11 protein-coding genes are annotated in these 14,582 nt (G+C 69.0%); 5 read left to right on the top strand and 6 right to left on the bottom strand.

The features are described from left to right. Window positions 1-39: 39 nt before the first annotated feature. Genes OHT21_RS33735 through OHT21_RS33720 form a run of 4 tightly spaced genes read left to right on the top strand, consistent with a single transcriptional unit; the run spans window position 40 to window position 3,787 of the window. A complete protein-coding gene (locus OHT21_RS33735) occupies window positions 40-978 on the top strand; it encodes an ABC transporter ATP-binding protein (protein ID WP_328772040.1) in 939 nt (312 codons plus the stop codon). Between the two features lie 17 nt (window positions 979-995). Continuing rightward, window positions 996-1,715, top strand: coding sequence for an ABC transporter permease (locus tag OHT21_RS33730; protein WP_328774324.1), 720 nt, complete (start codon window positions 996-998; stop codon window positions 1,713-1,715). A 43-nt stretch (window positions 1,716-1,758) separates the two neighbouring features. After that, window positions 1,759-3,102 carry a sensor histidine kinase gene (locus OHT21_RS33725; protein WP_443050470.1) on the top strand — a complete coding sequence of 448 codons (1,344 nt, stop codon included), beginning with the start codon at window positions 1,759-1,761 and terminating at the stop codon, window positions 3,100-3,102. Window positions 3,103-3,154: 52 nt separating this feature from the next. Beyond that, window positions 3,155-3,787, top strand: coding sequence for a response regulator transcription factor (locus tag OHT21_RS33720; protein WP_328774323.1), 633 nt, complete (start codon window positions 3,155-3,157; stop codon window positions 3,785-3,787). A 310-nt stretch (window positions 3,788-4,097) separates the two neighbouring features. On the opposite strand, the gene OHT21_RS33715 is transcribed toward OHT21_RS33720, so the two are convergent. From OHT21_RS33715 to OHT21_RS33690, 6 genes are all read right to left on the bottom strand, one after another. After that, window positions 4,098-5,534, bottom strand: coding sequence for an MFS transporter (locus OHT21_RS33715; RefSeq protein WP_328772038.1), 1,437 nt, complete (start codon window positions 5,532-5,534; stop codon window positions 4,098-4,100). Between the two features lie 166 nt (window positions 5,535-5,700). Continuing rightward, entirely contained in the window at window positions 5,701-7,752 is a 2,052-nt protein-coding gene (locus tag OHT21_RS33710) for an RICIN domain-containing protein (RefSeq protein WP_328772037.1), read from the bottom strand. Window positions 7,753-7,864: 112 nt separating this feature from the next. Further along, a complete protein-coding gene (locus OHT21_RS33705; RefSeq protein ID WP_328772036.1) occupies window positions 7,865-9,925 on the bottom strand; it encodes a beta-galactosidase in 2,061 nt (686 codons plus the stop codon). 60 nt (window positions 9,926-9,985) lie between these two features. Further along, window positions 9,986-11,317 carry an ABC transporter substrate-binding protein gene (locus OHT21_RS33700; RefSeq protein WP_328772035.1) on the bottom strand — a complete coding sequence of 444 codons (1,332 nt, stop codon included), beginning with the start codon at window positions 11,315-11,317 and terminating at the stop codon, window positions 9,986-9,988. 83 nt (window positions 11,318-11,400) lie between these two features. Further along, the gene (locus OHT21_RS33695; protein WP_328772034.1) at window positions 11,401-12,351 is read right to left on the bottom strand and encodes a carbohydrate ABC transporter permease; all 951 of its coding nucleotides are present in this window, start codon (window positions 12,349-12,351) and stop codon (window positions 11,401-11,403) included. Window positions 12,352-12,355: 4 nt separating this feature from the next. Continuing rightward, a complete protein-coding gene (locus tag OHT21_RS33690; protein WP_328772033.1) occupies window positions 12,356-13,282 on the bottom strand; it encodes a carbohydrate ABC transporter permease in 927 nt (308 codons plus the stop codon). Window positions 13,283-13,477: 195 nt separating this feature from the next. Between OHT21_RS33690 and OHT21_RS33685 the strand changes: the two genes are divergently transcribed. Beyond that, window positions 13,478-14,560 carry a LacI family DNA-binding transcriptional regulator gene (locus OHT21_RS33685; RefSeq protein ID WP_443050685.1) on the top strand — a complete coding sequence of 361 codons (1,083 nt, stop codon included), beginning with the start codon at window positions 13,478-13,480 and terminating at the stop codon, window positions 14,558-14,560. Window positions 14,561-14,582: the final 22 nt, after the last annotated feature.

The raw sequence follows: 14,582 nt of genomic DNA, 5'->3' as shown, positions 1-14,582 counted from the left end.
TCTGCCGGGCGCTGCCTCCGAATTCGTAGCGTCGTACCCATGACGAAAACGACTGGGACACAACAGGCCGTGTCCTTCACGGGGGCGGTCAAGACCTTCGGCTCGGTACGGGCCGTGGACGGGATCGATCTGGAGTTGGCGCGCGGCGAGACGGTCGCCCTGCTCGGGCGCAACGGTGCCGGCAAGTCCACCGCGATATCGCTGCTCCTCGGCCTGAACGAGCCCGACGAGGGTGTCGTACGACTCTTCGGCGCGGCGCCGGAAGTGGCCGTACGCGCGGGCCGGGTGGGCGCCATGCTGCAGGACGGGCGGCCGGTGCCGCGGGTGACGGTGGGCGAGCTGGTCGGATTCGTCGCCCGTACGTATCCGGAGCCGATGCCCGTCGCCGAGGCGCTGGAGCTCGCGGGCATCGCCGAGCTGGCCGGGCGGCGCGTCGACAAGCTCTCCGGGGGCCAGACGCAGCGGGTGCGGTTCGCGGTCGCGCTCATCGGGAACCCCGCGCTGATCGTGCTCGACGAGCCCACCGCCGCGCTGGACGTGGAGGCGCGATACGCCTTCTGGGACTCGATGAGGGCGTACGCGCGGCGCGGCCACACCGTCCTCTTCTCCACCCACTACCTGGAGGAGGCTGACGCCCACGCCGACCGGATCGTGGTCATCGACCGGGGCCGCATCGTCGCCGACGGCAGCGGTGAGCAGCTCAGGCGGGCGGCGGGCGGCAACCTGGTCGCCTTCGACCTGGCGGGCCGTTCCACGGAGGGCCTGACCCTGCTGCCCGGCGTGGTGTCGGTGGAGATACGCGGCGACCGGGCGCGGCTGCGTACGGAGGACTCGGACGCGACGGTGATCGCGCTCGCCGGGAGGGGTGCCATACGGGGCCTGGAGGTGGCGCCCGCCTCGCTGGACGACGCGTTCATGGCACTGACGTCGGGTTCGTCGGGTTCGTCGAGTAACTCGAGCGTCCTGGAGAGGGTGTGATGGGGGTGAGCGGTGTGGTGTGGGAGTACCTGTGGCTCGAAGTGCGGCGGACGCTGCGCGACCTCGGCTTTGTGGTCGGCACGGTCGTGATGCCGGTGACGATGTACTTGCTGTTCACCAATCTCGGTGACGGCGACGACAACGGCTGGAAGACCGCCTCGATGGTCGGCATGGCCGCATACGGCGCGATGGGCTCGGCCCTGAACACCGGTGCCGGGGTCGCCGAGGACAAGTCGACCGGCTGGCTGCGGCAGTTGCGCATCACGCCGATGACTCCGCGCCAGGTCGTGATAGGCCGGGCGTTGACGGGGGCGGTGACGGTGTTGCCGGCGATCGTCGTGGTGCTGGCTGCGGGCGGGCTCGTCAACGGCGTACGGATGGATCTGTGGAAGTGGGCGGTGATCGCGCTGCTGCTGTGGCTGGGCTCGATCCCGTTCACGCTGCTCGGACTCGGCAACGGCTACCGGCTGACCGCGCAGACGACCGGGGTCGCGAACATGGCCTGCAACCTGGTGCTGGCCGTGGTCGGCGGCCTGTGGTTCCCGCTCGAACTCTTCCCGGAGTGGCTGCGCTCGCTGTCCGCGTACCTACCGACGAACCGGTTCGCGCAGCTCGGCACGGCGGTCGCCGACGGGCATGCGCCGACCCTGGGGGCGGTACTGGTCCTGAGCCTCTGGCTGCTGGCCTTCGGCTCGTACGCTGTTACTTCGTACCGCAGGACCGCGCGAACCGTCTGAATCTGTCTGGAACCGTCTGGAACCGTTTGAGCGGGGGCAGGGCATGTCCTGGATGAGCAGGGTCAATTACTGGCTGGCCTTGCGGCATGGCGAGGGCTGCGAGCGGGGCCGGGCCCAGAAGAAGACCGACCGGAAGAAGACCGGCCGGCCGCCGGAGGAACTCGGCCCGCCCAACGGCTTCGCCCTCCTCCCCTGGCTTCTGATGGGCCTGGGCGCCTTCTCCAACCTGTTCCAGGGCAAGACACCGAACCCCTGGATCGGCGGCATCGGCCTGGTGGCCTTCAACTCCCTCTACATCGCGCTGGTGTTCCGCGCCTTCTCGAAGGAGGCACGCGAGGCCCGCTCCACGCGCCTGATGCTGATCGCGCTGGGCGTGGTGACCTGCACGCTGGCCATCATCTACGGAGGCAGCTGGCTGCTCTTCTTCCCGCTGCTCGGCCTGGCGACGGGCGCGATCGTACGAGGCCCGTGGCTCGGCAAGGTCGGCGTCGGCCTGACCCTGCTCGCGGGGGCCACGGCCGCGTTCCGGGACGGCTGGGGCGCGGTGAACGTCGCGTACGGCACCTTCCTCTCCACGATGGTGACGGCGGCGATCCTCTCCCTCTCTGAGGCCGTACGTGAACTCCGCGCCGCCCGCGAGGAGTTGGCCCGTCGCGCCGTCGAGGAGGAACGGCTCCGCTTCTCCCGCGACCTGCACGATCTGCTCGGCCACACGCTCTCCGTGATCGTGGTGAAGTCGGAGGCGGTCCGCCGGCTGGCCCGCCGGGACCTGGACGCGGCGTTGGTCCAGGTCGGGGACATCGAGTCGGTGGGCCGGCAGGCGCTCACGGAGGTCCGCGAGGCGGTGACCGGGTATCGCGAGGGCAGTCTGGCCACCGAACTCGACCGGGCCCGCTCGGCGTTGCAGGCCGTCGGCATCGAACCGGTCGTGCGCCAGTCGGGCCCGCCCCTGTCCGCCCGGACGGAAGCGCTGCTGGGCTGGGTGATCCGTGAGGCCGTCACCAACGCCGTACGGCACAGCGGCGCGACCCGCTGCGAGATCGCGGTCGAGGGCGGCAAGGAGCGTGTCCGCCTGCGCATCTCGGACGACGGCCGCGGACAGTCCGCCGATCCTGCCGGGCCGCCTCCGCCCGGCCCCGGTATCGGCGCCATCGGTGGCATGGGTGGCATGGGTGGCATGGGTGCCGTCGGCGGCACGGGGCTCAAGGGCCTCACGGAGCGCCTCGCGGCGGCGGGCGGTTCGCTGGAGGCGGGGCCCGGTGCGAGGGGCGGGTTTGTGGTGACGGCTGAACTGCCGGTGGAAACGGCGGAGTTGAGTGAGGAGGGGGAGCCGGCTGACGTTTCGGAGGGGGCGCGCGTGCTGAATCTGCCGGGGACGGCGGCCTGAAGTGCAGGGATCGGAGTGCGTCCGCCCGGCCTACGCTTGGGCCGTGAACGAGATGCCCCGGGACCACCGGCCCACCAAGTCCATCCGCGTACTGCTCGCCGAGGACCAGGGGATGATGCGGGGCGCCCTCGCTTTACTGCTCGGGCTTGAGGACGACATCGAGGTGGTCGCGCAGGTGGCGGCGGGGGACGTGATCGTGGACGCGGCGCTTGAGTCGCGGCCCGATGTCGCGTTGCTGGACATCGAGTTGCCGGGCATCAGCGGCCTCGACGCCGCCGCACGGTTGCGGCAAGAGGTCCCCGACTGCCGGGTACTGATCCTCACCACCTTCGGCCGGCCTGGGTACCTACGGCGGGCCATGGAGGCAGGCGCCGCGGGCTTCCTGGTGAAGGACGGCCCCGTGGAGGAACTGGCCGCCTCCATCCGCCGGGTACTGACCGGCGAGACGGTAATAGACCCAGCCCTGGCGGCAGCCGCACTGAGCGCCGGCCCAAGCCCGCTCACAACCCGAGAGTGCGACGTCCTGAAGGCCTCCGCAGACGGCTCAACAGTCGCCGACATAGCCACCAGACTCCACCTCTCCGAATCCACAGTCCGCAACTACCTGTCCTCCGCAATCGGCAAAACGGGCACCCGCAACCGCATGGAGGCAATGAGGGAGGCGAGACAGCAAGGCTGGCTCTAGCCTGCTGAAGGCTGGCTGCGATACAGCGCCCCGTCAGGGGCGCGGGGAACTGCGCGACCAGCCACAACGCACCCGCAGATTCGACCGCGGCGGGTGGCACCCCTTTAGGGCGCGGGAACTGCGCGACCAGCCACGACGCACCCGCAGCTTCGAACCGCGCCCGCTTGAGGGGCCGCAGGCCCCAATTGGGGCGCGGAGCCGTATCAATGTGCGGCCCGCCGCGTGGGCCCGACCAGCGCCCCGAAGGAGGCCGCAGGCCTCTCAAGGGGCGCGGGGAACTGCGCGACCAGCCACGGACGGCCTGCAGTCTTCAAACCGCCCTTCCAGCGGAGGGCTCCCGTGGAAGCCACAACAGCATCAGCACCGCCCCGCCCAGCAGCACCCCCATCCCCGTCCGGAAGACCAGCGCGTACCCGTCCGTCAGGGCGGCTGCCGACGAACCGCCCCCCGTCCGCGCCGCCGCGATCGTGGCCATCACCGACAGCCCGAGCGAACCCCCCATCGTGCGCGAGGTGTTGACGAGCCCCGAGACCAGCCCGGCGTCCCCCGGCGCCGCCCCCGACGTGGCCAGCGAGCCGAGCGGCGTGGCGGCCAGTCCGCCGCCGAGCATCATCAGGATCCCGGGAAAGAGGATCGCGGTGACGTACGTACCGTCCGCACTCATCGTCGACTGCCAGCCGAACCCGACAACGGCCACCGACGTCCCGAACACCGCGACATGCCGCGCCCCGACGAGACGCATGAGTCGCGGCGCGACCTTCGAGCCGAGGATCACCGCGAGCGAGCTCGGCATGAGCGCAAGGCCGGCCTCCAGGGGCGTATAGCCGAGCACGTTCTGGGCGTACAGCGTCATGAAGAACCACGTGCAGAACATGGCCGCGCCGCACAGGAACATCGCCACGTTCGCCGACGACACGGACCGTATGCGGAACAACTTCAGCGGCATCAGCGGCGTCTTCGTACAGGCCTCGACCAGCAGGAAGAGCCAGATCAGCGCGGCCCCGGCGAGCAGCGGGGCGAGGGCCGCGACCGAGGTCCAGCCCTCGGCCTCCGTCTGCACGATCCCGTACGCGAGGGTCGCGAGGCCCGCCGTCACCAGCAGCGCCCCCGGCAGGTCCAGCCGCCGCCGCTCACCGGCCCGGCTCTCGGGGAGCCACCGCAGGGCGGCGGCCAGAACGATGGCGCCGACGGGCACGTTGATCAGCAGCACCCATCGCCACGACAGCCCCTCGACCAGCAGCCCGCCGACGAGCCCGCCCGCCGCGCCGCCGCCCGCGCCGACGGCGGTCCAGGTCGCGACGGCTCGCGCACGGGCCGCCCCCTCCGGTACGGCCGAAGTCAGAATCGTCAGCGTCGAGGGCGCGAGTACGGCCGCGCCCAGCCCTTGCACGGCCCGCGCGAGCAGCAACTGCCACTCGGCCTGGGCGAGCCCGCCGCCGAGGGACGCGAGCGTGAAGAGGGCGAGCCCGATGAGGAACATCCGCTTGCGCCCGTACAGGTCCCCGGCCCGTCCGCCCAGCAGCATGAATCCGGCGAAGGCGATCGTGTACGCGTTGACGACCCACTGGAGGCCCGTCGCGCTCAGCGCCAGATCCGCCCGCATCGAGGGCAGGGCCACATTGACCACGGAAACGTCGAGCACCACGAGGAACTGGCCCGCGCAGGCGAGCGCGACCACCACCCAGGTGGGCGGCGCGGAAGGGCGGTACACGGGTCTCTCTGCGGCGGCTCTGAGCATGGCAGTCATGCTCTCAACCGGCCCGCGCCCCGTACATGGGATTTTCGTCCCAGGGAGCCCTAGGCCGTGGGACCTACCACCGCCCCAGTACGGCAGAAACCAGCACGGCACAAAAACGTGACGCCTCCGGCCGCCGGACCGGAGGCGTCACGCCCCACGCACAGGTGCTGGTGGATCAGTCGGTCACGTCCGTGACCCTCCAGCGCTGGTTGGAGCCGGAGTTGGGCGTCCACAGCGTCACGGCCGCGCCCTCGTTGGTGGCCTGACCGCCGACCTCCAGGAGGCGGCCGGTGGCGGCGTTGACGAGGGTGAAGGTGCCGTCACCGGTCGTGGACATGATCCACTGGGTGGCCTTGTCGCGTCCGCCCTTGTCGGGCTCCACGATCGGGGCGCCGTCACGGACGGCGAGGCGCTTGTCCTCCACCGGGTTGGTGAACACGTACCGCTGCCGGTTGTCCGTGCTACCGCTGATCTTCCGCAGCTTCCACTCCTGGCCGGCAGCGGCGGCACCCGTGGCGGCCGACCTGATGACCAGGTTGGTGCCGTTGTCGGCGACGGTCAGTGCCTTGCCGCTCTGGACGCCGGTCAGCTCGTAGGTGTGGCCCTTCTGGAGCAGCGCGGCGTCCTTGGCGACGCCGGACACGCCCTTGACGACGAAGGAGGTCACCGACTGGGCGGGCACGGTGAAGGTGGCCTTGCGGTCGCTGACCTTGATGGCCTTGTGCCGCTCGAGCTTGTTGTCGGCGCTGGTCACCACGGGGGTGACGGTGGCCTTGCGGCTGACCTTGCCGAACTTGGACAGGTCGACGGTGACCGAACGGGCGCCGGTGGTGCTGTTGACGTGGACGACGCTCGCCCCGTTGCCCTTCTTGGAGACGGCGGCGGCGCTGGAGGTGTCGTTCACCTGGATCAGCCGGTCACCGGGCTTGATGTAGTGCGTGAAGTTCCGGGCGGTGTCGAACTTCGTGTTGGTGTAGATCGGGCACGACTCGAGGGTGTCCTCGGAGGTGCAGCTGAACGGGAGCTGGATGGAGCCCCAGTTGCCGCCCTTCGCGGACTCGCCGCCGGGCTTCATGTTGTCGTAGTCCTCGACCGGCTGCCAGAACACCCAGGCGCTGGGCTCCAGTTCGCGCAGATCGTCGACCATGCGCTGGGCGAGGCCCAGGCCAGGCCGCATGTCCGTGAAGCTCTGGCCGTCGCCCCAGTCGCCCTCGACCTCGCTCATCCACAGTGGCTTGTCCTCGGCCTTGGCGAGGTCGCGCGCGCTGGTGCGGCCGCCGGTGCCGTAGGTGTGGACGTTCATCTGCTCGACGAGGTCACGCACCTCCTGCGGGTAGCTGAGCCAGTTCTGCGTGAAGATGTTCGGGTTGGTCTCGTCCATCGCCGAAATCTCGGCGTCGGTACGGGACTTCTTCAGCACCGGGGCCAGCGCGCGGAGCACCTTCTGCTGGAGTTCGGGGCCCATGTGGGCGCCTTCCTGACGGCCGCCTACGGGCTCGCCGTCGGGTCCCAGCTTGGTGCCCCAGTAGTCGGTGTTCGGCTCGTTGAACGGGTCGAGGGTGTCGACGTCGATCTTGTGGGCCTTCTCAAGGCGCTCGGTGGCGCCCACCAGGTACTTGGCGAAGTCCTCGACGGACTCGGGCTTCAGCTGGTCGGTCTTGGAGTCGAAGCCGCCGGAGACGTAGCCGCTCTCGGTCATGAACCAGGGCGGCGAGTTGCTGAACGTCTCCCAGTGGGTGATGTCCTTCTTGATCCGGTCCACCCACCAGCGCTGGGTGGCGTCGGCCTTCGGGTTCCAGTCGTTCTTGTCCTCGGCGCTCCACCAGTCGGTGTCCTCGCGGGTGGTGCCCGCGGGGGCCTTCCACCAGCCCTCGACGGCGCCGCCGGCGCGCAGGTAGTCCTTGACGTCCGGGGCGTTGCCGCCGCCGATGTTGTAGCGGGCGATGTTCAGCGCGAGACCGGAGTCGTCGAAGAGGAGCTTCGCCAGCTTCTCCCGTACCGCCGGCGGATAGTCTCCGGTGGCGTTCGCGAACCACACCAGGCTGGTGCCCCAGCCCTCGAACTTGTCGTGCTTGTACGACGGGTCGGGCCGGACGGTGACGGACGGGGTGTCCGCCGCCGCGACCTGTGCCGTGGACGACGGGGCGGAGACCAGGGCGGCCCCGGTGGCCAGGGCGGTGAGGCCGGCGGCTCCGAGGAGCCGTCTGCTGCGGGTACGGCGTGCCATCAAGTGCTCCCAACTGCGGTGGTGGTAGCTGTGCTCGTCCTCCCGCCCGTCGGGCAGGAGGGATGGCCCTCGGACGGGTGCGGTGCGGTCCGAGGAGGTCGTGGGTGGGGGGTCAGGTGGCGGGCTGTCGCAGCACTGCGACGTCCCTGGGTTCCAGTACGAGACTGCCGTCGGCGTCGGTGCTGCCGACCAGGACCTCTCCGTCGAGATCGGTCAGCGGCACCACGGAGTCGGTCCGGTTGACCAGGAACACGAAGCGGCCGTCGGCTGAGCGACGTACGGTCTGCTCCACCAACCCGCGTGCGGCGGCGGGCAGTTCGCTCTCGACGCCGGCCGGGGCGAGCAGCCGTGGCAGCAGGGCGGTGAGCCCTTCGACACCGAGCCGGGTGGAGACGTACGCGGCCGAACCCGGGCCGGTGGCACGGCGCGTGACGGCGGGGCGGTCAGCGTACGTACCGGTGCGGTAGCGGGCCAGTGCCTCCGCCTCCGGGTTGGTGACGGTGATCCGGTCGGTCCACAGCGAGCCCGTAACGGCGCCGTCAAGGCCGCCCGGGGCGTCCAGCTCCACGGTCTCGCCGTCGAGCAGCGGCCCGAACTCCTCGATGCGGATGCCGAGCAGCTCGCGCAGGGCGCCCGGGTAGCCGCCGAGCCAGATGTGGTCGTTCTCGTCGACGATGCCGGAGAAGTACGTGGTGACCAGGTGGCCGCCGCTCTCGACGTACCGCGTGAGCTCCTTGGCGAGTTCGGCAGGGACGACGTGCAGGACGGGCGTGATCAGGACCCGGTAGCGGTCGAGGTCGGTGCGGGTGGTGACGAGGTCGGCGCGGATGCCGAGGGCGAGGAGCGCGGAGTACCAGTCGAGCGCTTCCTGGCGGTAGTCGAGCAGGGAGGTGGGGTGCGAGTCCTGCTCGCTCGCCCACCAGGATTCCCAGTCGAAGACGATGCCCACGGGGGCGGGCTCGCGCTCGCTGCCGGCGACCGGGGCCAGGGTCTTGAGGGTGTCGCCGAGGGCCACCACCGCGCGGAACAGGTCGCTGTCCTCCCCGGCGTGCGGCACCATCGCCGAGTGGTACTTCTCGGCGCCGGCCGCGGACTGCCGCCACTGGAAGTAGCAGACGGCGTCGGCGCCGTGCGCGACATGCAGCAGCGAGTCACGGGCCAGGTCACCGGGCCGCTTGGCCACGTTGACGGGCTGCCAGTTGACGGCGCTGGTGGAGTGCTCCATCAGGAACCAGGGCTGTCCGCCCGCGATGCCGCCGGTCAGGTTGGCGGAGAAGGACAGCTCGTCGCGGTCCTGGGGGCCGGGGTGGACGTAGTGGTCGTTGGAGACGAAGTCGATCTCGGGGGCCCAGTCGGCGTAGTTCATGCCCTTGGTGCCGTTCATCACCATGAAGTTGGTGGTGATGGGCACGTCGGGGGTTATCTCCCGCAGTACGTCCCGTTCCGCGCGCAGATACTCCTTCAGCGCGTCGGAGGAGAACCGCTTGAAGTCCAGTTGCTGGGTGGGGTTCGGGTGGGAGCCGGTCAACCGGGGCGGCAGGATCTGCTCCCAGTCGCTGTAGCGCTGTGACCAGAAGGCCGTTCCCCAGGCGTGGTTGAGCGCCTCCAGGGTCGTATAGCGGGCGCGCAGCCAGTCACGGAAGGCGGCGGCCGCGTCGTCGGAGTAGTCGTAGATGTTGTGGCAGCCCAGCTCGTTGGAGATGTGCCAGGCCACCAGGGCGGGATGGCCGGTGTAGCGCTCGGCCATCTTCCGCACCAGGTGGAGCGCGTACTGACGGAACACCGGCGAGGTGGGCCGCCAGTGCTGCCGCGCCCCCGGCCACACCGTCTCACCGGAGGCGGTCACCGGAAGGATCTCCGGGTGCGCCGTGGTGAGCCAGGGCGGCGGGGACGCGGTGGCGGTGGCGAGGTCGACCCCGATGCCGCCCGCGTGCAACAGATCCATGATCTCGTCGAGCCACCCGAAGTCCCACTCGTCCTGGGCCGGCTGGATGCGGGCCCAGGAGAAGATCCCCACGGAGACCAGGTTGACGCCGGCCTCACGCATCAGCCGTACGTCCTCGTCCCACACCTCGCGCGGCCACTGCTCGGGGTTGTAGTCGGCGCCGAACACGAGGCGTGGGGTGGAGTCACCGTCCGGCCCGTGCAGCTGGGACAGGAGGGTGGAGATCATGGTGGTCCTTCCGGTGTGCGACACGGGCGGCGTGGGGGCGTACCTCAGCTACTCGGTCGACTACTCGACGGTGAAGCCCTGCTCCTTGCCGTACTTGACGGAGGCCTCCTGCCAGGACTTCAGGCCCTCGGCGAGCTTGGTGTTCGAGACGTACGCCTTGCCGACGGTGTCGTTGAAGATCGAGTTGGCGTACTGCTGGAAGGGCAGGTACGACCAGTCACTCGACACGTTGGCCGCGGACTCGGCGAAGATCTCGTTGGCCTTCTGGCCGCCGAAGTACTCGAACTCCTTGCCCTGGAACTCAGGGGACTCCAGCTCCGCCTTGGTCGCCGGGAAGGCGCCCTCGTCGATGCGGGTCTTCACACCGGCGCCGGAGTTGGCGTACTCGACGAAGGCGTAGGCGAGTTCCTTGTTCTTGCCCAGCGTGGGCAGGGTCAGGGAGCTGCCGCCGTTCTCCGCGCTGGCCTTGTCGCCCTTGGTCCAGGCCGGCATCGGGGCCGCACGCCAGTCGCCGGAGGCCCCCGGCACACCGGTGACGAAGTTGGCGGGCATCCAGGCGCCGGTGACCAGGGTGGCGATGGTGCCGTCGCCCAGGCCCTTGTACCAGTCGTCGGTCCAGCCGTTGATGGGCGCGACGAGCTTCTCGTCGATGAGCGGCTGCCAGGTGTCGGTGAACTTCTTGGCACCCGCGTCGGAGAAGTCGACCTTCACATTGGTGCCGTCGACCTTGTAGGGACGCGAACCGGCCTGCCACAGCGCGCTGGTGGTGAAGCCCGCGTCACCGGCGTCGGCGGCGATGAAGGACTTGGGATCGGCCTTGTTCAGCTTGCGGGCCGCCTCGACATACTCGTCCCAGGTGGTGGGCACCGCGATCTTGTGCTTGTCGAAGACCTTCTTGTTGTAGAACATCGCCATGGGACCGGAGTCCATCGGCAGGCCGTAGACGGCGTCACCCTCGTTCACCGCGTTCCACGGGCCGGGGGTGTACTTGTCCTTGAGCTTGTCGGCGCCGTAGGGGGCCAGGTCGCTGAGGCCCTTGGTAAGGGCGTACTGACTCAGCGCGAAGTACTCGACCTGCGCGACGTCGGGGACGCCCTTCTCGGCCGAGATGGCGTTCGTCAGGGCGGTGTAGTGCTTGTCGCCGGACCGCTCGGCGACGAGGTTGATCTTGACCTTGGGGTACTTCTTCTGGAAGTCGGCGGCGACCGTCTTCAGCGTGGGCTCCCACGCCCAGACCGTGACCGTGCCGCCCTTCTCCAGGGCCGCGTCGATGTCCCCGGCGGAGACCGGCTTGTCGGCGCTGTCGTCGGAGCCGCCGCAGGCGGTCGCCCCGAGAGCCAGGGCGGAGACGAGGGCTATGCCGCGCAGCAGGCGGCTCGTAGTTCTGCGCATGGAGGTGCTTCCACTTCTTCGTGGGTGGGACAGGGCGAGGGTTTTGACGTTGTGTGGGGGCGTGGGGCCTTCGGGAACGGCGGTCACTCCTTGACGCTTCCGGCGGCGAGCCCGGACTGCCAGTACTTCTGCAGCATCAGGAACGCGGCGATCAGCGGCACGATCGTGAGCAGCGAACCGGTGATCACCAGGTTGAAGATCACGTCACCGCCGATCGTCTCGGCCTGGGAGTTCCAGGCGCTCAGACCCAGGGTCAGCGGATACCAGTCCGGGTCCTTGAGCATGATCAACGGCAGGAAGTAGTTGTTCCACGTCGCGACCGTGGTGAACAGCAGGACGGTCACGATGCCGGGAGCGAGCAGCGGCAGGGCGACCTGGAAGAAGGTGCGCGCCTCGCTGGCGCCATCCACCCGGGCCGCCTCAAGGAGTTCGGCGGGAATCGCCTCCGTGGCGAACACCCACATCAGATACAGGCCGAAGGGCGAGACGAGCGAGGGCAGGACCACCGCCCACGCGGTGTCGGTCAGCCCCATCTTGCTGAACATCAGGAAGGTCGGCACCGCCAGGGCCGTACCAGGGACCGCGACCGCGCCGATGACCACGGCGAACACGCCGCGCTTGCCGGGGAAGTCGAACTTCGCCAGCGCGTAGCCGCCCAGGATCGCCAGGAAGGTGGCACCGCCGGCGCCGAGAACGACGTACAGGAGGGTGTTCAGCAGCCAGCGCGTGAAGATGCCGTCGTTGTACGTGAACGTGTCGCTGATGTTGGAGAACAGGGCGAAGTCGTCGGCGAACCACAGCCCGGACGAGTCGGCAAGACCCTCCTGGGTCTTGGTGGCGCTGATGACCAGCCAGATCAGCGGCACCACGGTGTAGAGCAGCATCAGGCCGGTGAGCACGGTCAGCAGCACACTGCGCTTGGGGCGCCCGGGGCTGTGCTTCTTGCCGCGGGTACGCAGCCGGGGTGTGCCCTTGCCAGAACCGGTGGCCGGAGTGGTCGGGGTCTTGGCGGCGGCGGTGAGAGGGGTGCTCATCGGGTCACGCTCCCTTGCGCATGCCGCGAAGCTGCACGATGTAGGCGATCACCATGGTGATCAGCCCCATGATGATGGCGACCGCCGCGGAGTAGTTCTGCTGCTGGCCGTTGAAGGACAGCGAGTACGTGTAGAAGTTCGGCGTGTAGTCCGTCGTGATGGCGTTGCGCGCCAACTGCCGCAGGATGTTCGGCTCGTTGAAGAGCTGGAAGCTGCCGATGATCGAGAAGATCGTCGCGATGACGAGGGCGCCGCGGATGGCGGGCAGCTTGATGGCGGTGATGACGCGGAACTGTCCGGCGCCGTCGATCTCCGCGGCCTCGTAGAGCGAGTGCGGGATGACCCGCAGCGCGGAGTAGAAGATCAGCATGTTGTAGCCGACGAATTCCCAGGTCACGATGTTGCCGATCGACGCCAGGACCAGATCGGCCGAGAGCGGGTCGGGCAGGGTGACACCGAAGGCTTCGTTGATGTCGCCGACCAGGCCGTAGCGGGTGCCGTACATGAAGCCCCACATCAGGGTGGCGACGACGGCGGGCACCGCGTACGGCAGGAAGATCGTGATCCGGAAGAAGTCCTTGCCGTACAGCCGCCCGCTGTCCAGGGCGAGCGCGATCAGCAGGGCGATGCCCAGCATGATCGGCACCTGGACGACGAGGAAGAGCGAGACCCGGATCAGGGAGTCCCAGAAGCGGTCGTCCTCGAGGGCCTGGGTGTAGTTGTCCAGGCCGACGAAGGTGGTGCCGCCGATCAACTGATCACGGAACAGGCTGAGGTAGATCGAGTACGCGATCGGCGCCAGGAAGACGAGGGCGAAGACCGCCACGAAGGGGCCGATGAACCCCCAGCCCGTCCAGGAGCGGCGGTTCCGTTTCGCCGGGGGCCGTGGTCCAGGAGGCCGGTCCGCGGCCACCGCGTCTAGCGTCGTCATGTCGTTCCTCGTTCAATTCATCCCGGAACCGGCGTTGTGCGCCGCCGAAGATGTTTGCGTAAACATTCCTCTTTGCGAGGGTCCATTGGCTGTTATGTTTACGTAAACATCTGATGGCGGAATGTCTACACTGCCCCGATGACGACGGTCAAGGGTCGGCAGCGGAAACTGCGCCCCGAGCGACTAGGGAGACGGGTGGACACTGCGGACGGCGCGTCGGCGCCTCGGGCACGAGTCCGTACCAGAACAAGAGCAGGTCGCCGCACACAGAGCGCGTCCATGGCGGACGTCGCACGGCTGGCCGGCGTCTCCTCACAGACGGTCTCCCGTGTGTCAAATGGTTATACGGGCGTGACCGAGGAGACGCGGCGGCAGGTGCTGGCGGCGATGGAGGAGCTGGGCTACCGGCCCAACAGCGCCGCGCGGGCTCTCAAGCGCGGCGAGTTCCGCACGATAGGTGTCATCACCTTCGGGCTGGCCACCACGGGCAACGTCCGCACGCTGGAGGCGATCGCCACGTCGGCGGCGCACGAGGGCTACGCCGTGACGCTGCTGCCTGTCGCCGTCCCGACGCAGAACGAGGTGCGCGGCGCGTTCTCCCGTCTCGGTGAGCTGGCCGTCGACGCCGTCATCGTCATTCTCGAGGTGCATCTGCTGGATGCGGTGACGCTCTCGCTGCCGCCGCATGTCCGTATTGTCGTGGCCGACTCGGATGCCGGGGATCGGTACACCGTGGTGGACACCGATCAGGCGGGGGGCAGCCGGACGGCTGTGCGGCACTTGCTGGATCTCGGCCATCAGACGGTTTGGCATCTGGCCGGGCCCGAGGAGTCGTATGCGGCGGAGCGGCGGGCTCAGGCGTGGCGCACCGAGCTCTCCGAGGCCGGGCGGGTCATTCCTCCTCTTGTACGGGGGGACTGGTCGGCCGAGTCGGGGTATCGGGCTGGGCTTGAGCTTGCCCGGCAGGAGGAGTGCACGGCGATCTTTGCGGCCAATGACCAGATGGCGTTGGGGTTGTTGCGTGCGCTGCATGAGCGGGGGCGGAGGGTGCCGGATGACGTCAGTGTCATTGGGTTCGATGACATCGCTGAGGCTGGGTCCTTTCTGCCGCCCTTGACTACGGTTCACCAGGACTTTGCTGAGGTGGGGCGGCTTTGTGTGGAGGGGGTGTTGCGGCAGATGCGGCATGAGGAGACGGAGCATGGCACTACGTTGGTGCCTACGCGGCTTGTGGTGCGCAGCAGTACGGGACCGCTGCGCGCTCGGCGAGAACGGTGATGAACCTGCGGGTTCGTTTGGG

Source organism: Streptomyces sp. NBC_00286 (assembly GCF_036173125.1).
Lineage (GTDB): Bacteria > Actinomycetota > Actinomycetes > Streptomycetales > Streptomycetaceae > Streptomyces.
Note: the sequence above shows the minus strand (reverse complement) of the source record. Positions and strands in the feature narration are given on the sequence as shown.

Coding starts and splice junctions, on each gene's coding strand:
- OHT21_RS33715 (WP_328772038.1), bottom strand. CDS start 5,534: ATGACTGCCATGCTCAGAGCCGCCGCAGAGAGACCCGTGTACCGCCCT.
- OHT21_RS33710 (WP_328772037.1), bottom strand. CDS start 7,752: ATGGCACGCCGTACCCGCAGCAGACGGCTCCTCGGAGCCGCCGGCCTC.
- OHT21_RS33720 (WP_328774323.1), top strand. CDS start 3,155: ATGCCCCGGGACCACCGGCCCACCAAGTCCATCCGCGTACTGCTCGCC.
- OHT21_RS33725 (WP_443050470.1), top strand. CDS start 1,759: ATGTCCTGGATGAGCAGGGTCAATTACTGGCTGGCCTTGCGGCATGGC.
- OHT21_RS33735 (WP_328772040.1), top strand. CDS start 40: ATGACGAAAACGACTGGGACACAACAGGCCGTGTCCTTCACGGGGGCG.
- OHT21_RS33695 (WP_328772034.1), bottom strand. CDS start 12,351: ATGAGCACCCCTCTCACCGCCGCCGCCAAGACCCCGACCACTCCGGCC.
- OHT21_RS33690 (WP_328772033.1), bottom strand. CDS start 13,282: ATGACGACGCTAGACGCGGTGGCCGCGGACCGGCCTCCTGGACCACGG.
- OHT21_RS33705 (WP_328772036.1), bottom strand. CDS start 9,925: ATGATCTCCACCCTCCTGTCCCAGCTGCACGGGCCGGACGGTGACTCC.
- OHT21_RS33700 (WP_328772035.1), bottom strand. CDS start 11,317: ATGCGCAGAACTACGAGCCGCCTGCTGCGCGGCATAGCCCTCGTCTCC.